General features: G+C 53.1%; 23 protein-coding genes. 10 read left to right on the forward strand and 13 right to left on the reverse strand.

Annotated features, from left to right (window positions below; translation table 11 throughout):
- Positions 1-111 precede the first annotated feature (111 nt).
- Complete coding sequence (locus C4F51_RS17220; protein ID WP_193911931.1) at positions 112-921, forward strand: MipA/OmpV family protein; 810 nt, start codon at positions 112-114, stop codon at positions 919-921.
- Here the strand turns inward: C4F51_RS17220 and C4F51_RS17225 are convergent.
- Both C4F51_RS17225 and C4F51_RS17230 read right to left on the reverse strand, forming a co-directional pair.
- Positions 915-1,151: a helix-hairpin-helix domain-containing protein gene (locus C4F51_RS17225; RefSeq protein ID WP_193911933.1), complete on the reverse strand. Its 237-nt coding sequence runs from the start codon at positions 1,149-1,151 to the stop codon at positions 915-917. The two genes, C4F51_RS17220 and C4F51_RS17225, sit on opposite strands and share 7 nt — an antisense overlap.
- 35 nt (positions 1,152-1,186) lie before the next feature.
- On the reverse strand, positions 1,187-2,782 hold the full coding sequence (locus C4F51_RS17230) for an ABC-F family ATPase (RefSeq protein WP_193911935.1): 1,596 nt from the start codon (positions 2,780-2,782) through the stop codon (positions 1,187-1,189).
- A gap of 396 nt (positions 2,783-3,178) precedes the next feature.
- On the opposite strand from C4F51_RS17230, the gene C4F51_RS18280 reads away from it, so the two are divergent.
- From C4F51_RS18280 to C4F51_RS17245, 4 genes are all read left to right on the forward strand, one after another.
- Positions 3,179-3,304 (forward strand): hypothetical protein, encoded by a 126-nt coding sequence (locus C4F51_RS18280; RefSeq protein ID WP_268905066.1) that lies wholly within the window; start codon positions 3,179-3,181, stop codon positions 3,302-3,304.
- Positions 3,305-3,462: 158 nt separating this feature from the next.
- The gene (locus C4F51_RS17235) at positions 3,463-4,797 is read left to right on the forward strand and encodes a glycosyltransferase family 4 protein (RefSeq protein WP_193911937.1); all 1,335 of its coding nucleotides are present in this window, start codon (positions 3,463-3,465) and stop codon (positions 4,795-4,797) included.
- Positions 4,784-5,509, forward strand: a complete 726-nt coding sequence (locus tag C4F51_RS17240) for a class I SAM-dependent methyltransferase (protein WP_193911938.1) — start codon at positions 4,784-4,786, stop codon at positions 5,507-5,509. The genes C4F51_RS17235 and C4F51_RS17240 overlap by 14 nt, the downstream gene beginning before the upstream one ends.
- The gene (locus C4F51_RS17245) at positions 5,506-6,543 is read left to right on the forward strand and encodes a prenyltransferase/squalene oxidase repeat-containing protein (RefSeq protein WP_193911940.1); all 1,038 of its coding nucleotides are present in this window, start codon (positions 5,506-5,508) and stop codon (positions 6,541-6,543) included. Before C4F51_RS17240 ends, C4F51_RS17245 begins: the two co-directional genes overlap by 4 nt.
- Before the next feature lie 41 nt (positions 6,544-6,584).
- Here the strand turns inward: C4F51_RS17245 and C4F51_RS17250 are convergent, their stop codons facing one another.
- Both C4F51_RS17250 and C4F51_RS17255 read right to left on the reverse strand, forming a co-directional pair.
- Positions 6,585-6,935, reverse strand: coding sequence for a DUF805 domain-containing protein (locus tag C4F51_RS17250; RefSeq protein ID WP_193911942.1), 351 nt, complete (start codon positions 6,933-6,935; stop codon positions 6,585-6,587).
- A 194-nt stretch (positions 6,936-7,129) separates the two neighbouring features.
- On the reverse strand, positions 7,130-8,134 hold the full coding sequence (locus C4F51_RS17255) for a metal-dependent hydrolase (RefSeq protein WP_193911944.1): 1,005 nt from the start codon (positions 8,132-8,134) through the stop codon (positions 7,130-7,132).
- A gap of 77 nt (positions 8,135-8,211) precedes the next feature.
- Here C4F51_RS17255 and C4F51_RS17260 point away from each other — a divergent pair, with 77 nt between their 5' ends.
- Complete coding sequence (locus tag C4F51_RS17260; protein ID WP_193911946.1) at positions 8,212-8,943, forward strand: 16S rRNA (uracil(1498)-N(3))-methyltransferase; 732 nt, start codon at positions 8,212-8,214, stop codon at positions 8,941-8,943.
- Here C4F51_RS17260 and C4F51_RS17265 read toward each other — a convergent pair.
- From C4F51_RS17265 to pilG, 8 genes are all read right to left on the reverse strand, one after another.
- Complete coding sequence (locus C4F51_RS17265) at positions 8,903-9,430, reverse strand: chemotaxis protein CheW (RefSeq protein ID WP_193911948.1); 528 nt, start codon at positions 9,428-9,430, stop codon at positions 8,903-8,905. The two genes, C4F51_RS17260 and C4F51_RS17265, sit on opposite strands and share 41 nt — an antisense overlap.
- Positions 9,405-10,385 carry a chemotaxis protein CheB gene (locus tag C4F51_RS17270; RefSeq protein WP_202987718.1) on the reverse strand — a complete coding sequence of 327 codons (981 nt, stop codon included), beginning with the start codon at positions 10,383-10,385 and terminating at the stop codon, positions 9,405-9,407. The genes C4F51_RS17265 and C4F51_RS17270 overlap by 26 nt, the downstream gene beginning before the upstream one ends.
- A 4-nt stretch (positions 10,386-10,389) precedes the next feature.
- Complete coding sequence (locus C4F51_RS17275; protein ID WP_193911950.1) at positions 10,390-16,797, reverse strand: hybrid sensor histidine kinase/response regulator; 6,408 nt, start codon at positions 16,795-16,797, stop codon at positions 10,390-10,392.
- Between the two features lie 18 nt (positions 16,798-16,815).
- On the reverse strand, positions 16,816-17,673 hold the full coding sequence (locus tag C4F51_RS17280) for a CheR family methyltransferase (protein WP_193911952.1): 858 nt from the start codon (positions 17,671-17,673) through the stop codon (positions 16,816-16,818).
- 32 nt (positions 17,674-17,705) lie between these two features.
- Entirely contained in the window at positions 17,706-19,847 is a 2,142-nt protein-coding gene (locus C4F51_RS17285; RefSeq protein WP_193911953.1) for a methyl-accepting chemotaxis protein, read from the reverse strand.
- Positions 19,848-19,926: 79 nt separating this feature from the next.
- A complete protein-coding gene (locus C4F51_RS17290; protein ID WP_193911955.1) occupies positions 19,927-20,472 on the reverse strand; it encodes a chemotaxis protein CheW in 546 nt (181 codons plus the stop codon).
- A gap of 108 nt (positions 20,473-20,580) precedes the next feature.
- Positions 20,581-20,943 (reverse strand): twitching motility response regulator PilH, encoded by a 363-nt coding sequence (gene pilH / locus C4F51_RS17295; protein ID WP_193911957.1) that lies wholly within the window; start codon positions 20,941-20,943, stop codon positions 20,581-20,583.
- 120 nt (positions 20,944-21,063) lie between these two features.
- Positions 21,064-21,459: a twitching motility response regulator PilG gene (gene pilG, locus C4F51_RS17300; protein WP_193911959.1), complete on the reverse strand. Its 396-nt coding sequence runs from the start codon at positions 21,457-21,459 to the stop codon at positions 21,064-21,066.
- A 276-nt stretch (positions 21,460-21,735) separates the two neighbouring features.
- Between pilG and gshB the strand changes: the two genes are divergently transcribed.
- From gshB to ruvX, 4 genes are all read left to right on the forward strand, one after another.
- A complete protein-coding gene (gshB, locus tag C4F51_RS17305; RefSeq protein ID WP_193911962.1) occupies positions 21,736-22,689 on the forward strand; it encodes a glutathione synthase in 954 nt (317 codons plus the stop codon).
- A gap of 9 nt (positions 22,690-22,698) precedes the next feature.
- Entirely contained in the window at positions 22,699-23,607 is a 909-nt protein-coding gene (locus tag C4F51_RS17310) for an energy transducer TonB (RefSeq protein ID WP_193911964.1), read from the forward strand.
- A 130-nt stretch (positions 23,608-23,737) separates the two neighbouring features.
- Complete coding sequence (locus tag C4F51_RS17315) at positions 23,738-24,325, forward strand: YqgE/AlgH family protein (RefSeq protein WP_193911966.1); 588 nt, start codon at positions 23,738-23,740, stop codon at positions 24,323-24,325.
- A gap of 3 nt (positions 24,326-24,328) precedes the next feature.
- A complete protein-coding gene (ruvX, locus tag C4F51_RS17320; protein ID WP_193911968.1) occupies positions 24,329-24,751 on the forward strand; it encodes a Holliday junction resolvase RuvX in 423 nt (140 codons plus the stop codon).
- A 13-nt stretch (positions 24,752-24,764) separates the two neighbouring features.
- On the opposite strand, the gene C4F51_RS17325 is transcribed toward ruvX, so the two are convergent.
- Positions 24,765-25,910: a PilT/PilU family type 4a pilus ATPase gene (locus tag C4F51_RS17325; RefSeq protein ID WP_193911971.1), complete on the reverse strand. Its 1,146-nt coding sequence runs from the start codon at positions 25,908-25,910 to the stop codon at positions 24,765-24,767.
- Between the last annotated feature and the right edge of the window lie 10 nt (positions 25,911-25,920).

The following is a 25,920-nucleotide window of genomic DNA, read 5'->3' on the forward strand; positions in this document are numbered from 1 at the left end:
TTGGAATGTGCGTGAAAAAACGGCAGGATACCAGCATCGCGAATCCCGGGTCGGATTTATATGCCGCCGCTGGCCAATTTCACTTCATCATCGTCATTAAAGGGGCCCATTTTGGCGTCATTGTTCATAAAATCCGTAGCAACGCTGGCCGGTATCGGGCTCAGTGCTTCATTGGCCGCTTCGGAATACGAAGTGCAGAAAACCTGGGAATTTGGTCTGGGGGTCGGCGCCGTAGCAGGCCCCGACTACCGCGGTTCGGATGAGTCCCGCAGTTATGTGGCGCCGATTCCTTACGTGGTCTATCGCGGCAAGATTATCCAATCGGATCGCGACGGCGTGCGCGGGCAATTTATCAAAACCGATAACTACGAATTTACCCTCAGCCTCAGCGCCAACATCACCCCGGAAAGCCATAAAAACGGCTTGCGCCGCGATCTGGATTTGCCGGAGCTGGGCTCCACCATAGAGATTGGCCCTGCGGTGAATATTCGCCTGTTCGGGGAAAGTTTGACGCAAGGTTTGCAGCTGAGCCTGCCGGCCCGTGCGGTATTTTCTATTGGCGGTGATGAGAGCGGCTATATCGGTTCTTTATTCCAGCCGCAGCTGATTTACCGCGAACGCCTCGGCAATTGGGGCTTTGCCTGGCGTTCCAGCCTGACTTGGGCGACGGAGGATTATCACGAGTATTACTACAACATTGGCGCTGCTAACGCGACCGAACAATTCAATGCCTATAGTGCAAAAGCGGGTTACAGCGGCTGGGCTAATCAGGCGTCGCTGGGTCGTCAGTTGGGCGATTGGCGGCTGGCCTTTTTTGTCCGCCACGATTATCTCGGCGGCACCGAATTTGAAGACAGTCCGCTGGTAAAAACCAAACACGCAACGCGGGGTGGTCTGGCGCTTATCTGGGTGTTTCAGTAGGAATTGGCGAGATCAATAACAGCCTGAATAGCAGCCCGCGCTTGCGGGCTGTTTTTCCAACATGAAGAACCGGTTAAAGCGGCACCCTGGGCAAGGATCTCCCCGGCAGTTACTCCACGAAGATCACTCAGGCGGTAAAAGCCCATTTGCTCAAGCCGCGCAATCACAGTGCCGCCAACACCTTTCAGCGCCAGCAACTTTTCACGCTCCTCATGGGAAAAGGCGGTCATTCCTTTTATCTCTTTCAGTTGCGCACATCAGATAATCAGTGTTCGTAAATACCCTGGCTGCGCAGGTAGTCGTCGTAGTTGCCGTGAAAATCCACCAGACCTTCCGGGCGCATATCGATAATGCGGGTGGCCAGCGAAGAAACGAATTGACGGTCGTGGCTGACAAACACCAGCGTACCGGGGTAGTTTTCCAGCGCCAGGTTCAGGGCTTCAATAGATTCCATATCCAGGTGGTTGGTCGGTTCGTCCATCACCAGCACGTTGGGGTTGATCAGGCTTAATTTGCCGAACAACATGCGCCCCTGCTCTCCACCGGAGATTACCTTCACCGACTTTTTCACGTCATCGTTGGAAAACAGCATGCGGCCCAAAGCACCGCGAACCAGCTGCTCATCGCCCATGGTCCACTGTTTCATCCAGTCGAACAGGTTGTCATCGGCGGCAAAATCCGCAGCGTGATCCTGAGCGAAATAGCCGATTTCGGCCTGTTCGGCCCATTTAATGGTGCCGGTATCCGATGGAAGATCACCGGTCAAACAGCGCAGCAGTGTGGTTTTACCGGCACCGTTGGGGCCGATGATGGCAATACGCTCACCGGCTTCAACCAGCATATTCAAATCGCTGAACAAAGGCGCCTGGCCGTCGAACTGCTTGCTGACTTTTTCCAGGGTAACTGCTTGTCTGTGCAATTTTTTGTTTTGCGTAAAGCGAATATAGGGGCTGACCCGGCTCGACGGTTTCACTTCGTCCAGCTTGATCTTGTCGATTTGCTTGGCGCGTGAGGTTGCCTGCTTGGCCTTGGAGGCGTTGGCCGAGAAGCGGCTGACGAAGGTTTGCAGTTCGGCAATTTGCGCTTTTTTCTTGGCGTTTTCTGACAACAGACGCTCGCGTGATTGCGTCGCGGCGGTCATGTATTCGTCGTAGTTGCCCGGGAACAGGCGCAGCTCGCCGTAATCCAGATCCGCCATGTGGGTGCAAACGCTGTTAAGGAAGTGACGGTCGTGCGAGATAATAATGATAGTGCTGTTGCGTTGCGCCAGAACACTTTCCAGCCAGCGAATGGTGTTGATATCCAGGTTGTTGGTCGGTTCGTCCAGCAGCAGCACTTCCGGGTCGGAAAACAGTGCCTGCGCCAGCAGTACCCGCAACTTCCAGCCCGGCGCTACCGCGCTCATCAGGCCAAAATGTTGTTCCAGCGGAATTTCCAGCCCCAGCAATAACTCACCGGCACGGGCTTCGGCGGTGTAGCCGTCCATTTCGGCAAACTGCACTTCCAGATCAGCAACACGCATGCCGTCGTCTTCGCTCATTTCCGGCAAGCTGTAAATGCGATCCCGCTCCTGCTTTACCTTCCACAGCTCGGTGTGACCCATGATGACCGTGTCGATCACGGTGAAGTCTTCATAGGCAAACTGATCCTGCTTCAACTTGCCCAGGCGGGTGTTGGGTTCCAGCATGACCTGCCCGCCGGACGGCTCAAGATCGCCGCCGAGGATTTTCATAAAGGTGGATTTGCCACAGCCGTTGGCGCCAATCAGCCCGTAGCGATTGCCGTTGTTAAACTTGACGGAGACATTTTCAAATAACGGTTTGGCACCGAATTGCATGGTAAGGTTGGCTGTAGAAATCACGAGGGAACCTGAGAAAAATAAGTGAGAAAACCGCGGGCTGGTAGCGTGTAGCGGGGCTCTGTTTCGAAGAAAACGGCTATTCTACCCCGGTTTGGGGGTAACGTGGCGAAAAGTGCAGCAACTGGCCGTTTGCCCCTGCAGAGTTTGTTCCCAAAATACCGGAATAGCGGCAGGCAGAAGCGGCCAATCATCACCGCGGATTCCCCAGGCGGGCGACGCCAAAGCTTTGTCAGCTGTAATGTAGAGGCCCTCTGAAAGCACCTTTTATTTGCGCTGGATCAACTCTGCTACCGTTCCAGCGCCAGCAGCCTTCCGGAGTTGATCTCCATCAAGAACCGCTACCCGCCAACTGTCAGGATAAAGACGAATTCACTTCATCCGTAAAGGAGATTGATCATGTCTGTTATCCCTGGCGTTATCGCCATCGTGTGCCTGGTGGGTATTCTTGCGGTAGGTTTATTGGGCGGTTTGGGTTTGATGATGATAGACCGTTACTGGCATCGTTTTCGCGCTGACCACTGATAGCCGGTGCAGCTGTTGAAAAACCGCTAGCCTTTCACGCGGTGGAGGCGGACCCGTTCCGTTAAACCGTTGCCGCCAGCATAGGTTTTTCAACAGCCTGCTATAATGCCGTTACGATTAACGGGCCTGTTTGGCCCTATGTAACGGACGCCACCGGTTTGACCTGCAATCCCCCGCTTTCTCCTGCTATCGCCATTTCAACGACGGTTGCTGCACTGCAGCGACGGCCATTGCGTATTGCGCTGTTAGGTTATCGCAGCCATCCCCACGTTGGCGGACAAGGTATTTATCTTCACTATCTGAGCAAAGCGCTGACCGACCTCGGTCATAGCGTTGATGTGATTTCCGGCCCACCCTACCCCGAGCTTGATGAGCGCGTAACGCTGATTAAAATTCCCAGCCTGGATTTATACGCCAGTGAAAATCATGTGCGGGCACTGCGCTGGCATCACTTGCGCTCGTTTACTGACACCTGGGAGTGGTGGATCATGTTGACCGGCGGCTTTGGCGAGCCTTACACCTTTGGCCGGCGGCTGGTGAAATGGTTTGCCCGGGAAAAACCGGCCTACGATATTATTCATGACAACCAAAGCCTGTGTTACGGCTTGCTAACACTGCAAAAACAATACGCGCTGGTGGCTACCGTGCACCACCCTATTACCCGTGATCGCGATATTGCCCTGGCCGCTGCCTCCGGCAAGGGCCATCGCTGGCTGATCAAACGCTGGTACAGTTTTCTTACCATGCAAAAAAAAGTGGTCAACCAACTGCAACACGTCATTACCGTATCGCAAACTTCTCGCGATGATATCGCCCGCGAGTTTGGTCGCCCGGCGGATAGCATTCAGGTTATCGCTAACGGGGTAGATACCGATATTTTCAAACCGCGCGCGGACATTATTCGCAAACCCTTTCATCTCATCACCACCGCGTCCTCTGATCAACCGCTGAAAGGTCTATCGGTTTTATTGCAGGCCTTGCATCAATTGCAAGCTGACTATCCGCAATTAACCTTGACGGTAATTGGCAAGTTGAATCCCGGTGGCAGCACCGAAAAAGAATTGCAATCTTTACAACTGGCAGACAAGGTTAATTTCGTCAGTGAGCTGTCGCGTGAAGATATAGTCGCGCACTATGCCGAAGCCACCATGGCGATTGTTCCTTCCCGCTACGAAGGTTTTGGTTTGCCGGCGCTGGAAGCCATGGCTTGCGGTACGCCCTTAATTTGCAGCAATGGCGGCGCCTTGCCCGAAGTCGTTGGCAATGCCGCGCTGGTGGTAGCCGCAGGTGAAGTTGACGCACTGGCAATGGCGATTGCACGTTTTTTAAATGACGCTGCCCTGCGCCAGCATTACGCAGAAACCGGCCTGCAACATGCCCACCAGCATTACCGCTGGGAAGTGATCGCCGAACATCTGGCCGATTATTACTACGCATTATTGCAGCCCGAACACCATCACCTCACCACAACGGCCAGCCATGTTAACCATTGATTTTCGTTACCTGCCATTAAAAGCCGGCGATCACGTGCTGGATCTTGGCTGTGGCGAAGGCCGTCACGCGATTAATATCTATCTTCAGGACGCGGTCACGGTGCTGGCGATTGACCTGAGCCATAAAGACATCAGCGTTGCACGGGAAAAATTTTTACCTTTTGAAAATAAAGATGATTTACAACGGCAACTTTTTTTTCAGGTTGCCAATGGAACGCAATTGCCTTTTGCAGACAACACCTTTGATAGCATTGTGTGCAGTGAAGTGTTGGAGCATGTTGAAAACTACCTTGCTATTCTTCAGGAAATTCGCCGCATCCTGAAACCCGGTGGACAATTGTCCGTCAGCGTACCGCGCCAATGGCCAGAAAAAATGTGCTGGTGGCTGAGCGATGCTTATCATCAGGTAGAAGGCGGACACATTCGAATTTTCAACGCAAAAAAATTGCGCCAGCAAGTAGAAGATTGCGGCTTTTTATTTTCCAACCAACATTGGGCCCATGCCTTGCACACCCCTTATTGGTGGCTGCGCTGTCTGTTCTGGAAAAATCAGGATAACAACCGCCTTATTAAAATATGGCATCGGCTGCTGGTCTGGGATTTGATGGAAAAACCCTGGCTGACACGTTGGCTCGAACGAGGCTTGAACCCGGTACTGGGTAAAAGTGTTGTTATGTATTTTCGAGCCGATGCAAAAGGAGTGAATTCATGAACACGTTTCAGCATTTACCACTGTTGTTGCAACAACAACTTACCGATGCCGCGGCTTTTATCGAACGCCAGCAATTACCCGACGGCTGCATCCCCTGGTTTAGCCAGGGTAAATGTGACCCCTGGGATATGGTCGAAGCCGCGATGGGCTTGACGGTGGCCGGCAAGCTGCTGCCCGCCAAAGCGGCCTACCAATGGTTATCAGAACAGCAACTCGACGATGGCAGCTGGTTTGCGCATTACCAGCATAACCAGCCGCAAGAACAACACCATCGCGAAACCCATTTTGTGGCTTACATTGCTACCGGTATCTGGCATTACTATTTGGCAACCGGTGATCACCCCTTTTTGCAGCGCCATTTCCCCATGGTCACCAAGGCGATTAATTTTGTGCTGGCGCATCAGGCACCCGACGGTGAAATTTACTGGGCGGTGAATGAAGCCGGAGAGTCGCAACGGGATGCGCTGGTAACTGCCTGTGCGTCTATTTATAAAAGCCTTGAGTGCGCACTGGACATTGCCGATGCGCTGGCCACGCCACAACACCACTGGCAGCAGGCACGCGAAAAACTGGGCGAGTGTTTACGCAATAAACCCTACTGCTTTGATCGCACCTGGGAAAGTAAAGAACGCTTTTCCATGGACTGGTTTTATCCGGTACTGGCAGGCGTTTATTCGCAAGAAGAAGCGCAGCAGCGGTTGCAACAGCGCTGGCATGTTTTTGTTGAAGAGCCGGTTGGTTGCCGCTGCGTTAGCGATGAACCCTGGGTGACTATTGCCGAATCCTGCGAGTTAACCCTGGCGTTAGTCAGTATTGGCGAAAATGACAAGGCAGAGAAAATTTTTACCCAATTACAACGCTGGCAAGATGAAGACGGCGGTTACTGGACCGGTTTTAACTTCCGCGACCAGGTAATCTGGCCGGATGAAAAAACCAGCTGGACTGCCGGTGCGGTTTTGCTTGCTGCGGATGCGCTTTACAACCTGACGCCTGCCAGCCAACTGTTTCAAAACTGTTACGAAACCATCACCTGAAAAAAAACCGCCAGCAGGCGGTTTTTTTTCAGCATCGGATATCAGCCGTTAATACCCTTCGGATTAGAGCCGTATTTGTTATCGCCCGGGGTACTGTCTTGCACCAGAAATATAATGACTATAATGGCACCAATCAGCGGAATTAACGCCAGCAACTGCCACCATCCCGAACGGCCGGTATCGTGCAAACGACGAGCAGCAACGCTGATAGAAGGAAGCAGTAACGCAAGGGAATAAATGAGTGCAATCAAGCCAAGACCGATTACATAATCAATAATTACCGCCCCCACATAAAAAATCAAATAGAAAAGAATGTACATCCAATATTCGCGGCGTCTGGCTCTGCCTTCAAAATTGACATATTGCTTAACCACTGATAAAAAATATTCCATAACCAAACTCCTGTTGTTTTCATGGATAGCTGTGACACCACCACAATCGGTGGTGCCAGGCAGAGCATGATTCTGCGGATATAAACAAAAAATGACAACCAGGTCATTTAGCGATTGTGATATAGGGCGCCAATTTTCCTGGCAGCAAGGGCTTTTCCTTTAGCACCAGGATAATAGATCCGAAATTCTGCAAGTTATTGTTCGACCGGCTTGCCCGCCAACATCGTTAAAAAATGCTGGCGCATGGTTGCATCCTGCTTACGTCGCGAGACAAACACGACAGAATCCGGGTGTATTTCCAAACCCCACAAAGGTTCCAGCGAATCGGGCAGCATGGCAAAGCGTGCATCACCAATCATTAAAGGATCACCGCTATGCACTACCAACCAGGGCGCATAGTCTTTTTGATAGCGCAGCACCATCTCAATGGCTTCATTATTCAGAAAATTTTGATTCTGTAACTGCTGGCGCAATTGCGTTTCGTCCAGCAAGGTTTTTTGTTCGCCGGAATAAATACGAGCAGAAAACCCCAGCCGAATGGCATCCGCATATATGTTCTGATGCTGATCAACCATGATCGAACGCCACAACAACAGGTTGCCCATCGTTGGTTTGACTTCAACAGCTGTCAGCGATAAATAGCGCTCCAACGCCAGCTGGTTCGCCTGCTGCATAGCCCGCAGGTGTTGCACTCCGCCCAACAGCAAATAAGCCACGGCGATGCACAAGGTCATTCTGGCCGGGCTAATCGCTGCCTTACGTAATGCAATAATCAACCCGGTAGCCAACACCAGTGTAAAAAGCGGGTCCACTACCGCAATAATCGAAAGCGCCAGCGGTTCTTTTATCAACGGCCACAACAAGTGGGTACCGTAACTCGTGCACCAATCCAGTAAACAGGCCGATGCGTAAACCGCTAACACGATGGAAAAAACACGCACCGGCGTCAGCGACCAGCGCAGCCAATAACTGATTAGCGCCGCCAGTGCAGCAACTACCGGCGCCAACAACAGACTGTGGGTAAAATGCCGATGCCATTCGAGCAGCTGCAAGGGGTCGCTTGCATCGCCCATAAAAATATCCACATCGGGAACCAGTGCAATCAAGGCTCCCGCCAGAGCAGCACGCCGACAATAGCGCGGCTCAGCCAAAGCGACCGCGACTGTCGCGCCTAACAGACTGTGGGTGACCAGATCCATAATTTATTTCCGTATCAAAAAACAGGTAAGTGCCAGGTTACAATAGAGCATAGCTTTTTTGAGAAGAGTGGCCTGTTATGCGAATCCCAAGAATTTATACAACATCCCTGCCGGTAAGCGGCAACACCCTGGCACTGGAAGAAGGGCCGTCACATCACCTCGGCAAAGTGTTGCGCATGCAACCGGGCCGTGAGCTGGTGCTATTTAATGGACAAGGCGGCGAATTTCAGGCGGTGATCAGTGCCGTGAACAAAAAAACCGTGGAGGTGGATGTTGGTGAATACCGGGAGGATGACCGGGAGTCGCCACTGCCACTGGAGCTGGCGATCGGTATTTCCAAGGGCGAGCGGATGGATTGGGTGCTGCAGAAAGCCACCGAACTGGGCGTAACGCGCATCAGTTTATTGCAAACGGAACGTACCGAAGTGCGCCTGAATGGCGAGCGGCTGGATAAAAAAATGGAGCACTGGCAAAACATTATTGTCAGCGCTTGTGAACAATGTCAGCGCAACCGCTTGCCAACCCTTAACCCGCCGGTTGAGGTGGCGCGCTGGCTCGATACAGTAGAGGCCACTCATCGCTTTGTGTTGCATCATCGTGACAACCAGGGGCTGCCAGAGGCGCAACAATCAAACAGCGTGGCCTTATTGATTGGCCCGGAAGGCGGCTTGTCGGAAACAGAAATTGATCAGGCGCTGGAGAAACAATTTCAACCGTTAACCTTGGGACCGCGTGTTTTGCGCACCGAAACGGCTCCGCTGGTAGCCATCAGTCTGGTGCAATATCGCTGGGGTGATTTTCGGAGCTGACTGCTGGCTGCCACCAGGGCAAAAGAATGTGTTCCATCGCGGTAATATCGGGAATTACCGCACTTTCTCCCGCCCAGGAAACATTCAGCAAATCGAAAGTTTTCGCGGCAACACCGTCACGAACCGACAACTCTTCTTCCGTTACTCGCGCCAGACGCGGCAGGCCGCTGGTGAGCACCGCAATAAACGGCAGCTCTTCATGCACACCGGTGGCATTCAGCACCGCCAGACGGGCGGTGCGTTGCACTTGCGGTAGCGCGGCCTGATTCAGACGTTCAAAAGAAACAACCGGGATGCGCTGCTCACGCCAGAGACAATCGCCGAGATACCAGTCTGGCACCTGCTCGACCGGCACCATGTCTGGAAGAGGCACAATTTCCGCTACGGTAACGTTGGGCAGCAATAAAGAAAGCCCGGCCAATGGAATTAGCAGGCTGGCAACTTCCTGAACTTTTTTTTGCTCAATTCGCTGCGGTTGTGCTTTCATGGGGAGAATGTCCTGTAGCGGAAATGGCTTTCATATAACGGTTTAATTGTTCGGCCAGAGCGACCGGCGTACCTTCAAAATCAGCAGATATGCTGTCTATTACTGCTTCCGGCATGGAAGCGCTGGTGCAGGATGACGGTGATTGTACCCACACTTGCCCATCCCACTGTCTCACCATGCGAGCGCCGGCAGCGCCGTCATTACCCATCCCGGTAAATACAATCAACCCGCAACGCTCGCGATAAACTCTCGCGATATTGGCGACTACCTGATCAATCGCCGGGGCATAATCGCCGCCCCATTCGGCGCGCGTATCCCTGAAGGTGCCATTGTCCAGCAGCTCGACGCGGCTGGCAGCGTCCACCAATAACAATTCACCGCCTTGCAACACCCGACCATGCGATGCGGCAAACGCCGGGTAATGCCCGGCGCTGCTCATCATCCGCAATAGCGTATGACCGTATTGGCTGTCGATGTGTTGCACATACACAAAGGCAACATCGGCATTGGCGGCTACCGAGGATAAAAATGTTTTTACCGCTGCCGGGCCGCCGGTGGAAGCCGCGAGAATCCATACATAAGGCGCTGTGTTCGCCTGCTGTAAATTCACATCACCGCGCAGTCGCTCAAGGCGCTCGGCAATGCGGCGTAACCAGTCGGCATAAGCCACACTGCCCGGCACCAGCTCATGACTGTGCGCCAGAATGACCGGCACCGCTGCGTGCTCCAGCAGCCAGGTTACTGCGTCCTGATCATCCGAAGCCGCGAGTGATTCATCATCCGGCGTATCGCTATCGACAATCCAGGCATCCACCGCCTGCTCAAGATCCGACAAGGTGCAGGTTTGTACATTGAGGCTGGTCACCACCTGGTGGCCGGCCATCCGCGCCATATGCTGCAAAGGTTGCTGACGCTGCAATGCATCAACCAGCACGCCCACCCGCAGCCCGGCCATGGTGTCAGGTCACCGTCCGGGCAAGCAATTCACGAATATTGTGTAACAGCAAATCTTCCTGATACGGCTTGCCCATGTATTTGTTAACGCCTAACCCCAACGCGTGATCGCGGTGTTTTTCACCGGTTCTGGAGGTGATCATAATAATCGGCAATGCTTTCAGGCGCGAACTGGTGCGAACATTACGCACCACTTCAAAGCCATCCATGCGCGGCATTTCGATATCCAGCAACATCACGTCCGGTATATGGTCCTGCAATACTTGCAACGCTTCTACACCGTCTTTCGCGGTCATTACATGGAAGCCTTCCCGCTCCAGAAAACGACCGGTTACCTTGCGCACGGTTACCGAGTCATCCACCACCAGAATCGTTTTTTCTACCTGTTCATCGTCGTTGGCGGCGTGAGTGATTGATGCATCGAGCAACAGTCCCTGGCCATATCCCAGCGCCAGTTGTTGGCGAATCATGGCGTGCAAATCCAGAATGACCACCACGCTACCATCGCCCATCACCGTAGCGCCGGAGACACCGGAGACCGAGCTGAATTGAATGCCGAGCGTTTTTACAACAATCTCGCGGCTGCCCAACAGACGATCAACTTGCAGGGCTACTGTATGTTCCGCGCTTCGCACCAGCACTACCGGCAGCGGTAACATCTGCCCGTCCAGTTTCGGACGGGCATCGCTGTCGAGCATACTGCCGAGATAGCGCACATGATAATGCTCACCGGCATATTCAAATTGCGCTTGCTCGTCCTGATAATAATGTTCAAGTTCAAACGGGCTGACGCGCACAATACCTTCGATGGTGTTCAGCGGAATTGCATAAAGATCATCGCCAATTTGTACCATCAACGCGCGGTTGACTGACACCGTAAAAGGCAAGCGCACAATAAACGCTGTACCTTCGCCATCGCGGGAATCAATAAACATGGCGCCGCCCAGTTGTTTGATCTCGGAGTGCACCACGTCCATACCCACGCCGCGCCCGGAAATTTGCGTCACTTTATCGGCGGTACTGAAACCGGCGTGCAAAATAAATTGAATAACGTCCTGATCGCTAAGCTGCACATCGCGGCTCATCAAACCGCGTTCAATGGCTTTTTCACGAACCCGTGCGAGATTGATACCACGGCCATCATCACTCAAACGCAACATCACATCGCCACCCTCACGGGCAAGGCTTAGCGAAATAACACCGGTGGCCGGTTTGCCAGCGGCAATACGTTCTGCCGGTGATTCGATACCGTGGTCAACGGCGTTACGCAGCATATGCTCCAGCGGTGCAACCATGCGCTCCAGCACCGAGCGATCCAGTTCACCTTCAACATTATCCAGCTCAAATTCAACGTCCTTGCCCAACTCGGTAGCCGCCTGCCGAACAATGCGACGCAAGCGGGGAACCAGGCGGGAGAAAGGCACCATGCGCGAACGCATCAGCCCTTCCTGCAGGTCGGTATTAATACGGGACTGTTGCAACAACAAGGTTTCCGCGTCGCGGGTTTTGTCGGCCAGCGTGTATTTCAAATCCATCAGGTCGGATGCAGATTCGATCAGCGAGCGCGACAACTGTTGCAGCTGTGAATAGCGATCCATCTCCAGTGGATCAAAACCTTCGTGCTGCGCCATTTGCTCCTGACGGAACAACACCTGCGCTTCCGTCTCAATATCCAGACGGCGCAGCTGTTCTTGCAAACGGATAATCGTTACATCCATCTCTTCGATGGCATGCCCGAGGTCGCTGACCTGCTGCTCCATGCGGCCGCGGCTGATCGACGTTTCACCGGCGAGGTTTACCAATTCTTCCAGCAACTCTGCCGAAACTTTAACAACTTCTTGCGGGCCACTACGGCGAGTCGCCAGATGTTGTGCTGGCGCCAGCACACCACCCGGCAACATTTTTGCACCTGATGCGGCAACGGGCGCAGCCGGAACATTAACCGGTACAACAGGAAAAGCCGGACGCTTCACCGGGAACGGCAGCACCCGAGCTTCGCTGGCGGCGTCGGCAATGCGGGACGGCGGCAAATCGAGCGGCTTGAAAAAATTATCGGCCAATTCGTTATCGTCATCGCTCGCCGTTAATACCGGCAGCTCAGGCAAGGAAATATTGGTTTCCGCGGGCTCGGCAATTTCCTGCGCAGGCTCCACCTCGGCTTTCGCTTTTTCAACCAGTGTGTGCAGTTGATCCTGCCAATCAATCAGGGCTTTAAAAAACGCCTGATCCGGTTCGGCATGGCGATCCCGTTCTATTAATACACTTTCAAATTCATGAGCAAGGTCACCGATAGCCGTAAGCCCGGCCAAACGCGCACCGCCTTTGAAGGTATGCAAACTGCGTTTGAGGTCTTCAATCGGCGCAGGGTCGGCAACATCTTCTTGCCAGTCATGCAAAGCCCGCTCGATGTCTTCCACCAGTTCAGTGGCTTCTTCGAGAAAAATTTCGATAATTTCCGGATCGAAATCTTCGTCATCCTGAATATTGGTTACAGGAGGTTCAGCCGGTGGGCTGACCGGTGTTTTGGTTAAATCAATATTGGCTTCAAAGCCAAACACCGGTGAAGAAATTTCGGCTTCTGCTTCTGCTTCTGCTTCTGCTTCTGCTTCTGCTTCTGCTTCTGCTTCTGCTTCTGCTTCTGCTTCTGCTTCTGCTTCTGCTTCTGCTTCTGCTTCTGCTTCTGCTTCTGCTTCTGCTTCTGCTTCGTCAATAATGATGGTGTCGCGCGCTGGCGATGCAAGATTATTTAATGCATCGAGAATATGCGGCGGAATACTGGTCAGGTTTTGCCCTGCAGCAACCGCATCAACCATATCCAGCAAGGCGAGGTGCGCTTCATTCAAGGTTTTGCATAATTCATCGGAAACTATAATTTCCTGCTGAATAATACGCTGATAAATTTGCTGCAAACGTTCGCCCAATTCTGCCATCGGCGGCAGGTAGGCATGTGCTGCGCCTTGCTTGAGCTTTTGCAGTTCATCAACCATGGGTTGCAACTGTTCCAGCGGCTCGGGAGATGCCTGCCATTGAGCGATGATTTGGTCTGCATTCAGCAACAGATTCATTTCTTCGGCCATAAAAATGGCCAGCAATTCCGGATCAACCGGGCGTTTTCCGCCGGCATCGGCTTCACTCAAGCGCGCCAACGGAGCAACGTGCAACTCTCTCAGCTCATTAACGCGGGCAACAAATTGTTGCAGCTTCGGAATCTCAACCGGTTCTTCACAGGCAATACAATCCAGCGCGAATTGTGTGTAACTGACGGCGTCACGCAGCAGCTGTAAAATATCATCGTTGATATTGATGTGATAACTGCGCAGTTCCTTGACGAATTTTTCCAACGGCGTTGCCAACTCGGCAACCTGGGTAATGTCTGCCATGTGCGCACTGCCTTTGAGCGTGTGCAAGGCGCGCTGCATATTTTCACTGGGCGGTTCATAAACCGGTGCCACAGTTTCCATATGACTGATGTAGTCCTGAACGGTCTGCAAGTGGGTGATGGCTTCTGCACCAAAAATATCCCACAGCTGCCCATCCACTTCTTCTGCATCGTCATCGTCTTCCAGAAAACTGACGGCTGGAATTTCCATCAACGCAGCATCAGCGGATGCGTGCTCGGCAATTAAATCCTGATAAGCCTGCGCCAGAATACTGGCCGCTTCTTCATCATTATTTTCCAGTTCCTCGTCATCGACTTGCACAGACAGAAGAGGAATATCGTATTCCGCTGGCGATGACTCATCAGAAGGCGGGTCAACGACTTCGCTTAAGGGCAATAGCGGAACAAGATCTTCGGAGAAGGCGGTATCGTCTTCAGCGGTTTGCCCAACAGAGAAAGTCTCTGGCGCGCTGGCCACGTCAGTCAGATCATCAGAAAGCGCATTCTCACTGTTTTCTATACTTTCTGAAATATCGGCCGGTGGCTCTTCACCTGCAAGTGCCTCAGACAAATCCTCTACATCAGACGTCGCAGGTTCATCCACAACGTCTTCGTGTATGTCGCTCAGCAGAGGAGGTTCTTCTTCAACCGCAACGAGATCATCCGGCACAATGCCTTTGGCGAGCGACTCTGCACGTAATCGCCAGCTTTCGGAGAGTTCAACGCAGGGGTTGGCTTTTCGCTGATGAAACGCGGCTACCATTTCCGGCAGGATATTTCTGACTTGCTCAATGGTGTGAACGTGAATGTCACCCACCTGAATCGTGCCATCAATAATGCGATTCAGCATGTTTTCAATCGACCAGGACAGCTCGCCGATATCGACGGCGCCTACCAGACGGCCGCTACCTTTCAAGGTATGGAAACCGCGACGGAATTCCCTGAGGGCGACTTCATCAGCGTGATTTTCTGCCCAGCGCGGGAAATATTCTGCAATATTGTCGAGAACTTCCCCGGCCTCTTCGGCAAAAATATCGATGATCTCTTCATCGAAATCATCGTCATCTTCGCTTTGTTGTGCTTCGTCTTTTTGTGCTTCGTCTTGCTGCGCAACGTCCTCTTGCGCGTCGGTAGCAAGGTTTTCCTGAGTCGCCGTTTCCGGGACCGCAGCTACAGAATCACCGGTTGAATTTTCGCTGGCAATAATTTCACTTTCAACGTCGCCACCGACGGTAGAAGCTGCGGGGTCACCAGTTGATAGATCTATATTGCCGAGTTCAGGGAGATTGTTTTCCTGGCTCTCCAGCTCAAGCGCAGCAATTGGTTCGGCCGCTTTGGAAACTTTAACCACCGCATAGCCGAGTGTGGCAACGCTCTCTTCAGCCACATCCAGCAACAGTTCGTTTTCTTCGCTGTCGGCCACGCCGAGGCGCTCAAGAAAATATTCAACACTGGTAATCGCATCAGCCAGAGTGTCCATGGACGACCATTCCGGCGTGATACGTTTTTCCAGTAACTGCTCTTCAATATAGCGAGCGCAGGCGCCGAGAATACGCGCCGGGCGCGCTAACGGAATAATGTCCAACCCGCCGCGAATTTCACGCAGCGTTTCCGGAACGCTGTGCAGATGCGCCACATCCCACTGCGATGCAATATATTCAACAATCGAATCCTTGGCGTGCTCAAGACCATTCCTGGATTCGCGCAATACCGAGTCGCGTGCTGCCAGCAGCGTACTATTGCCCTCGTCTTGCTGGCTGTGTGCGCTTTGCACAAATTGATCGAGCGATTGTTCGATACCAATAATGTTTGCCGCTACGGCCATTAACTGCTCGTCCGGCACCGCGTCCTGGCGATGCGCTATGGCATCAATAACAGCGCCCTGTTCGAGCAGCTGTTTACGCAGTTCCCCGATGCCGAGCATGGCGAGGGTGTCGGCAACACGTTTAATAACCGGCAGGGTTTCGGCCAGCGAAATACTGGCATCGTCCTGCTGCAAAGAACTGTCGAGCGCTTGTTTGACAATATCCAGTTCATCGCGAATCGCTACTACCACCGAGCGCATGGCGTCAGCGTCGGGTGATGCTATCGGGCTGTCGGAATCCAGCGCGGCGTCTTTACCTTCGAGTAATGCCTGTTCCAATTGATAGCTGTGGCAAATGCGTTGCAGATGCGAGTCGGCAGCAAAACCCGGCGCCTGTTTGCCGGCACGAGCAACGTAATAGAGCAGATTTTTAATCAGGTCATCGCGAGTAAAGGTATCCAGTGCGCGGTTGCCGTGGGTAACCAGCAATTTTATTTCGCGGTCGAGCTGGCGCAATAAATCCTTGACCGACACGCTGATCTCCAACGCATCCATTTGCAAGGCTTCAACCATTGCCTGGCAGATATCCCATAAGGGCTGACGAGCGGTGCCCTGTGTCAACTTGTGCAGACGGGAAAAAACTTTTTGCAAGTAGCCGAGGTTTTCATCGGTGTTGACGCCGCGAATAAAACCGGCGGCAGCGTACTGATACATCTGACGCAATTTCAGAACCATGGCTTGAAATTGCGTATTGTCGCGAGTCGCCGCGAGGCGCTCGCCGCTGATGCGTTTTGCCGGGGCAAGATTGGGTACGAACAATTTGGTGTCGGTTAATAAACTTTCACCACGCACCGCACGCAGGTCATTCAACAACGGCAGAACCACCAGCGGGTTATCCTTGCGCGTTGTTTTTACCTGTTCAAGATAAAGCGGGAATTGCAGAATCGCGCGCATCAGTACTTCCTGCGCTTCGGCAGGATTACTGACTTTGTTCTGAATCATGGCCTGGGTGAGTCGTTCCATTTCATCGGCGAGCAAGGCTGCGCCGTAGAACTCGACCATTTGCAAACTGCCGTGCACCTGATGGATATGGGTGAGACAGAAACGAATCCGCACGGTATCCGCCGGATTTTCCACATAGGCTTCGAGCGACTGCCGCGCTTCTTTCAGCGTTTCGGCGATTTCGTGAATTAGCCAATCCAGTGCGGCAAAGTTACGATTATCAGCCATGGAGAGTCATCCTCATTATTATTCCTGGCCATCCCGAAGATATGCCTGCACATCGTCGCGAACAAGACGTCGCATGCCGGGGTGCTCCCAATCAGTTACTTCACCGGTACCGATAACCAATAATCCACCTGGCTTCAGACGTTCGGCAAAAACATTCAAAATATCGCGGCGCAGCCAACGTCTGAAATAAACCAGCACATTCTGACAAAAAATGACATCTACCTTCATCGCCGGCAGCGAACCCGGCTTGATGATATTGGCGTGGCTGAAGCAAACGCGATCGCGCAATTTACTGACCACATCAAAGCGACCATCGCTGGTCATTTGCAAATAGCGCTGCATTTCATCGGCTTTGACGCTGAGCAGTTTTCGCTCCGGGTACTGCGCCTGTCGGGCTTTCGCCAGTGCCGATAAGCTGATGTCCAAGCCGGTGATGCCGTAGTAAGGCTCCAGCGATGCCAGTTCAAAACAATCGTTTACCAGCATCGCCAGTGACCAGCATTCTTCACCGGTTGAGCAGCCCACACTCCACACATCAAAACTGCCATCAACACGGCGGTTATTAATTTTTTGCTGCAGGTAACGGCGCACCAGCTCGAGCGAAGGACGGTGCCGAAAGAAACTGGTTTCCTTAATGGCGATACGATCAATTAGCACAGACCATTCCAGTTGTCCGGAAACACCCCGGCAAACCTGCTGGTAATAATCGTCGTAATCGTCAAAACCCAACTCGCGCATGCGAATGGAGAGCTGCGATTCAATCAACGTTCGTTGTGAATGTGCCAGCTGGATACCGGTACGCTCTTCGAGCAGTTTGCTCCAACGAACAAACTGCACTTCCGAGAGTGCCGGCAATCGCTGCAGAGACCACGCCATATGCGAACCCGATGCCCGTGCCAATTGGCCGGTCAGACTTTGGCCAATTGCTGGTAGTGGTCTTCAGGGAGAATTTCGTCATCCAGGTTGATGACTTCCAGATCATCTGCCCCCTGGGATGCGGCATTATTGCTGGCGAATGGATGGGCGTGCCGGACTTCTTCCGGCAGTTTGAAACCGGCTACCGATTCACGCAAATCAAGCGCCATCTCGGCGAGGTTACCAATCGACTGCGCCGTGGCTGAGGTACCCGCAGAGGTTTGCGTAGTAATTTCCTGAATAACATTCATGGTGTTGGAAATATGGCCGGCAGACGATGCCTGCTGGCGTGCAGCGTTGGAAATGTTTTGAATCAATTCGGCGAGACTGCCGGATACGTTTTCAATTTCTTCCAGTGCCACACCCGCATCCTGTGCGAGGCGCGCACCGCGAACCACTTCAGAGGTGGTTTGTTCCATCGAAATTACCGCTTCGTTGGTATCGTTCTGAATGGTTTTTACCAGCGCTTCAATCTGCTTGGTTGCAGCGGCAGAACGTTCCGCAAGGCGTTGAACTTCGTCCGCTACCACCGCAAAGCCGCGGCCTGCGTCACCGGCCATGGATGCCTGGATTGCCGCGTTAAGTGCGAGGATGTTGGTCTGGTCAGCAATGTCGTTAATCAGGCTGACGATGTCACCAATTTCCTGTGACGATTCACCGAGGCGTTTGATACGTTTGGAGGTGTCCTGAATCTGCTCACGGATGGTATCCATGCCGTGGATAGTATTTTGTACCACTTTCGCGCCGTTACCCGCGATGGATACCGCGCGCTCCGCTACCGCGGCCGATTCGGCGGCGTTGGCAGATACCTGGTCAATGGTCACCGCCATTTCATTTACCGCGGCCGATGCACCGGCAATTTCCTGCGCCTGGTGCTCGGATGCTTCCGCAAGGTGCAGTGCCGTTTGCTGGGTTTCTTGCGCTGCCGCCGATACGTTTACGGCGGTTTCGTTGATTCGCGCTACCAGAATACGCAGCTGGTCGATGGTGAAGTTGATGGAGTCCGCGATGGCACCGGTGAAGTCTTCGGTTACGGTTGCGGTGGTGGTGAGGTCACCGTCTGCGAGGTCGGCCAGTTCGTCAAGCAGACGCAAAATTGCAGTCTGGTTACGTTCATTGGTTTGGGCGGTGTCGATCAAACGGCGGCGTGTACCGCGATACATGGTGTAGCCGATGGTGCCGAGGAAAATAAACACCAGCAACAGCAAGCCGAGAATCAACTGGTTATTCAGCGGACGGGAACCGGCCTGGGCGTTGATCTGGTTATCAATGGCAACCAGCGCCTGCTGCAGCACAGGAGAGTCCTGGAAGAGTTCTTCTACCGCCTGACGCGAGCGTGACAGGGGCGCAGCGCCGTCAAACATTTCCTGAACCGATGTGTTGACCGTGTCAAACAAACGGGCAATTTGCTCCAGACTGGCACGTGAACCCGGGTCAGTTACGCGGGAGATACGCATGGTGACATCGCCCTGTTGCATGGCAGTTACCACACGACCATAAATATTCGCATCAAGATTAAACTGGTCAGCTGCCTCTTTGGCATCGGCATCACCACGGAGCATCTTGTCCACGTTACGACCAATTCGCTCGGCACGCAGCGATTGCATTTGCGCCTGGGAAACCTGGTCAGCCGGTGCGTTATTTTCCAGCAGGGTTTCCACGATATTAACGTGCTGCGCCTGCAGTGTCGGCAGGTTTTCGTTCAAGGTATTACCGACCGTATTGAGCGTTACGATCAGGTCGCGGTTATCGAGAATGATGCCGGTATTATTTTTAACCCGGTTCCATACATGATCATAGGCGGCGAACTCCTTGTCCAGCTCACGGCGGGTGCGTGGATCGCTGTTACGCAACTCGCCCCAGGTGTTGGTCATGGTCGTAACGGCGCCCTCCAGTTCGGTAAACGCTTCGGCATTGCCCGAGGTCGCTTCACGTGCGAGAGAAGCCAACCGGTAGGATTGCGCACGCAAGTCAGCAACCCGCTGCCCGTAGCGCTGATCGTTGGCAGCACCCTGCTGAACCATCACGTAAATTACCGGGATGGCAATCAGACAGGCCACCAGCAGTGGCACGACAACCAATATCACCCGGCTGGCTTTCAAAGCCGCAAAGGGGCTTCCGGTTATACTTTTCATCCAAATACTCCTGACCAACTATGTCTTGTGTGTATCGACCTGATCCTTTTGAATGCAGCCTGGATAGAATCCGGGCTACCTATGATTTGGCCGCATTGATAAAACGGGCATCTTCAGCCAGCAACGCCGGGCGAAAAAGCGACCACTGCCGTCCACCGAGTGGGTAACTTCCTGTGATGAACGGCAGGATGTCGGGAACCACATCATCTCCGGCCTGTTCACGGTACTCATCCATGGGAAAATGTTGCATCCCGAACACCTGATCCACCATCAAACCGCTGTAGAGGGTACGGGTTTCCAGTACCAGCACCCGCCGTTGCTTGCGCGTACCGGTCAATTTGTCACCAAAAAAAGCCGCCAGATCAAATAAGGGCAGCAGACGACCACGCACATTGGCAACACCGCGCACCCAGGGCTGAACGCCGGGCAGATGGGTAAAGGGGGGAATTTCAAGCATTTCAGATACCTCTCCCATGGGCGCAACAAAATATTGCCCCATCAGGGAAAAGCCGATGCCGCTCCACAGCGGACGAATATCCGCCTGGGCTGGCAAACCACGCGCAACCGCACGGCTATGTTGAGCAAGTTGAAGAAGCGTCTGGAAGGCTTCCTGAGAGTCCGACATAAAAAATTCCGCTTTACCTGCGACAGATCAAAACCGGATCCCAAGCCTGATTATTATGCTTTTACCCGATCCGCTTTTAACCTGGAAGCGACATTGCTGTCGCTGATATCAAGCCAGTGCCTGAGCCATCGCCGTCATCAATACATCGGATTGAATCGGTTTGGTGAGATAGGCACGGGCGCCCTGACGCATGCCCCACACACGATCGGTTTCCTGATCCTTGGTGGTAACAATGATGACCGGAATGTGTGCCGTTTCCGGTGACTTGGCCAACTGACGAGTGGCCTGAAAACCATTCAGACCCGGCATGACGATGTCCATCAAGACCAGATCCGGTAATTCTTTTTGCGCCAGCTCAATACCGGCTTCGCCGTTATCGGCGGTTAATACCACATGGCCGTTTTTTTCCAGCATGCTGGTGAGTTTGTAAGTTTCTGTTGGCGAGTCATCAATAATCAACACTCTTGCCATAACCGCTCCGCTCCAGGTTAATTCAAACAAGTTATCCGGCTATCTGAATGCGATACCACTGAAAATTACCAGCAAATAAGATGCCGGTTTTTCACAAACGCGACTATCCCGTTACCGGTCTCAGGATACTTTTAAATGCTTCACATGGGTTTCAATCGCGCCGAGCAGCTCGCTTTTACTGAAGGGTTTGGTCAGGTACTGATCTGAACCGACAATACGGCCCTTGGCCTTGTCAAACAACCCGTCCTTGCTGGATAACATAATTACCGGCGTCGATTTGAATTCACTGTTATTTTTGATCAATGCGCAGGTCTGATAACCATCGAGACGCGGCATCATAATGTCGACAAAGATGATGTCCGGTCGCGTGTCGGCAATTTTGGCCAGCGCATCAAAACCGTCCGTTGCGGTAACCACTGTACAGCCGGCTTTTTTCAGCAATGTTTCAGCGGTGCGACGAATGGTTTTACTATCGTCGATGACCATTACCTTGAGGCTTTCCAAACTCACATCCATACTTTCGACCTCTGATGTCTTATTGCCCATATCGTCTTACAGGACGATATGCCTCGTATTCGGTTATTAGTACGCGTGTCGCATTTATTTGAGTCGGCAACTTTTATCACAGTTTGCAGGCGTAAGCCATAACTTGCTGAATATATGACGAATTTGCTGCTCGAACGGTTTATTTAGAGCTTTCAATTATGGTGCTTGCTTTCAGCCGTTTTTGGTCTTAACGTTATCGCCGCCCTGAACCCCGGCCTGCGGCCTCCAATCAGAAGAAGTTTATCTATGAGCATATCCCTTGGCGTTGTTATGGATCCCATCGCAACCATCAAGCCCTATAAAGACACCACCCTGGCATTGCTACTGGCCGCTCAGGAGCGGGGCTGGGATTTGCACTATATGGAGCAGAGCGACCTTTATTTGCTACAAGGTGAAGCACGCGCCCGCAGCCGTCCGCTGCTGGTCGCCGATAACGCCACCGCCTGGTATGAACTGGGGCCAGCAGCAGATATTCCACTGCACTCGCTGGACGTGGTGCTGATGCGTAAAGACCCCCCGTTCGATAATGAATACATTTACAGCACCTATATTCTTGAAGCTGCCGAGAAAATGGGCACCCTGGTACTGAACAAACCGCAAAGTTTGCGGGATTGTAATGAAAAGGTATTTGCCACCCAATTTCCGCAATGCTGCCCGCCGGTGCTGGTCAGCCGCGACAGCGCGCGGCTGCGGGATTTTCACCGTGAACACGCCGATGTTATTTTCAAACCGCTGGACGGCATGGGCGGCAGCAGTATTTTTCGCTGCAAGCAGGACGACCCCAATGTTGGCGTTATCCTCGAAACCCTTACCGCTCACGGCCAGCAACTGATTATGGCGCAACGCTATATTCCGGAAATCAAACAGGGCGACAAGCGCATCCTGGTGATTGATGGTGAAGCGGTGCCTTATTGCCTGGCGAGGATTCCTGCAGCAGGCGAAACCCGTGGCAATCTCGCCGCCGGCGGCACCGGTGTACCGCAACCGCTGACCGATCACGATCGCTGGATTGTGTCCCAGGTGGCGCCCACGCTGAAAGAAAAAGGCTTGCTGTTTGTCGGCCTTGATGTAATTGGTGAATACCTGACCGAAATCAACGTGACCAGCCCGACCTGCGCCCGTGAAATCGACAAAGCGTTTGATACCCGCATCGGGGCGCGCTTTATGGATGCCATTCAACTGCGTCTTGGCCAGCGATAGAAGATAGCGATGAGCGTGGCAGTTACTTCACAGGATGCGGAGTCCCCGGTTGCCGTTAATGCGGGCGACCGGCTCGGGTTTACCCTGTTTTTGGCATTGGCGATTCACGCCATGCTGATCCTGGGCATTACCTTTAAATTGCCCGAACCCTCCACCGCTTCGCAGACCATCGAAATCACCCTGGCAACCCACAAGTCTGCCAAGGCTCCCGAAGATGCCGACTTCCTCGCACAATACAACCAGGAAGGCAGCGGTACCGAAGACACCGCGCGGCAAATTACTACTGAACACCTGGCCGACTTTGACGATACCCGCATCCAGGAAGTGAATCCGATGCCGGTGGTCGCTGCGGTGTCCGAACAGCTATTACAAGACCAGCGCATTATTACCACCACCGGTAACAGCGAGTTGCGCGCACCGCTGCCGGAAGATGCCGACTCCCGACAAAACGAAGCAGCGCGGGACGGTGACCTTATTGAGCAGCCGCTGCTCAGCAACGAAATTGCCAGCCTGCAAGCCAAGCTGGATCGGCAGCGCCAGGAATACGCCAAGCGCCCGCGCACCCGCACGCTCACCTCGGTGTCCACCCGGGAATCCCACGATGCGCGCTACCTGCATGAGTGGAGCACCCGCGTGGAGCAAACCGGTAATCAACATTATCCGCCTGAAGCCCTGAGCCGCGGCCTGACCGGCAACCTGCGGCTGTCGGTGGTGATTAACCCGGACGGCACCCTCCATGCCATCGATATTTTGCAATCGTCCGGGCATCGCGTGCTCGACGACGCCGCTCGCCGTATCGTGCGCCTGGCTGCGCCCTTCCCGCCTTTCCCGCCGGAAATTCGCCAGCATACCGATCGCCTCAACATCATTCGCACCTGGAATTTCGAGATCAACGGTTTATCGACCAGCGCCAGATAATTACCCCGTATTGCCAACTCCTGCCGGTATAAACGCCTGGCCGGTGATCTTTTCCGCATTTTTTTAACTCGTTGCAACTTATTGTCGCGGCAAACTTGTTTTCGCCAACATTGCCCCCAATACTGCACTCATGACAACACATACCGAAGTTCCCGACCTGAACACACCGGTGAGTTTGCGCGATCACTTCCTGATTGCCATGCCGGGAATGCACGACACCCGCTTTAATCACAGTGTCACGTATATTTGTGAGCACGGTGAAAAAGGCGCAATGGGTATCGTGATCAATCAACCGATGTCGCTCAATCTGGGCCACATCATGACGCAGCTGGAGTTGCAGGACGTGCACCACGTCGGCCACCATCCAGTGCTTGCCGGAGGCCCGGTACAAACAGAACGCGGTTTTGTTCTGCACCCGCCAGGCAAGGAGTGGCAATCTACCCTTCAGGTTTCCGATCAGGTTTGCCTGACCGCTTCGCGCGATATTATTGATGCGTTGGCGGCCAAACAGGGGCCGGAAAAATTTCTCATCGCCTTAGGCTATGCAGGCTGGGAACCCGGCCAACTGGAAGACGAGATCATGGCTAACGCCTGGCTTACCATTCCGGCCAGTCATTCGATTATTTTTGATACCCCTCTGGATCAGCGCTGGAGCCTCGCCGCCCAACCACTGGGAATTGACCTCAACCTGATTTCCAGCGTGGCAGGACACGCCTGATTGATGACAACCACTTCTTTACTGGCGTTTGATTACGGCACCAAAAATATCGGCGTTGCCTGCGGGCAAACCATTACCCGTTCAGCCAATGCACTGGCACCGTTAAAAGCACGTGACGGTGTTCCGGACTGGAATCAGATTGAACAACTGTTAACGGAATGGAAACCGGATCTGGTTCTGGTGGGTTTGCCATTGAATATGGATGGCAGCGAAAGCGAACTCAGTACACGGGCCCGTAAATTCGCCAACCGGATTCACGGCCGCTTTGGCGTCAAGGTCGATACCGTTGATGAGCGACTTTCCAGTTTTGAAGCCAAAGGTGAGGTGATTCGCCAGGGTGGCTCGCGAGACTACAAAAATAATCCGGTCGACTCTATTGCCGCCCGGATTATTCTCGAAGGCTGGTTTGAACAACAAACCGGCTGATTTTTTTACCGCCTTAAAACAGTCGGCCGCGATCGTTTGAAGAATCTTCCTGAATCGAAAGACTGTCCGCGGCATTGGACAGATAGCTGGCATCGGTTTCTGAACCCAGCTTGATCATCAGGCGCAAGTCATTCGCCGAGTCAGCGTGCAGCAGCGCATCCTCGTAAGTGATCTCACCCGCATCGTAAAGTGCGTAAAGCGCCTGATCAAAAGTTTGCATACCCAATTCAGTCGACTTCTTCATCAACTCTTTCAGCTCACTCACTTCACCCTTGCGAATTAAATCCTGCGCCAGTGGGGTATTGATCAGAATTTCCAGACAGGCGCGACGGCTGTTGCCATCCGGTGTTGGAATCAATTGCTGGGCAATAATGGCTTTCAGATTGAGCGATAAATCCATCCACAACTGGCGATGACGGTCCGCCGGGAAAAAGTGAATAATGCGGTCGAGCGCCTGGTTGGCGTTGTTGGCGTGCAGCGTACATAAACACAAATGGCCGGTTTCCGCGAAGGCGATAGCGTGGTCCATGGTTTCGCGGGAACGCACCTCGCCGATCAAAATAACATCCGGCGCCTGACGCAAGGTATTTTTCAAGGCAATCTCAAACGAGTCGGTATCTATGCCCACTTCGCGCTGGGTAATAATGCAACCTTCGTGCTGATGAATAAATTCAATCGGGTCTTCAATCGAAATAATGTGGCCTTTGCTGTTGCGATTGCGGTGGCCAATCATCGAGGCGAGGGAGGTGGATTTACCGGTACCGGTTGCGCCGACAAACATAATTAAACCGCGCTTGGTCATCGCCAGATCTTTAACAATATCCGGCAAACCCAAATCATCGACGCGGGGAATTTTGGTTTCAATACGACGCAACACCATGCCGGCCAGATTACGCTGATAAAAAGCACTGGCACGGAAGCGGCCAATACCGCGCGCACTGACCGCGAAATTCAATTCTTTTTTGTCGAGAAATTCCGCGCGCTGTTTTTCATTCATTACGCTCAACACCACTTCGCGGACTTTTTCCGGCGGCAATGGCGAGGCGGTAACGGGAACTATTTTTCCGTTCAGTTTAATAGACGGCGGCACACCGGCAGTAATGAATAAATCCGACGCACCTTTTTCTACCATCAACGCCAACAGGCGATCAAAATCCATAATGATTCCC

This window comes from Cellvibrio polysaccharolyticus, from assembly GCF_015182315.1.
Taxonomy (GTDB): domain Bacteria; phylum Pseudomonadota; class Gammaproteobacteria; order Pseudomonadales; family Cellvibrionaceae; genus Cellvibrio; species Cellvibrio polysaccharolyticus.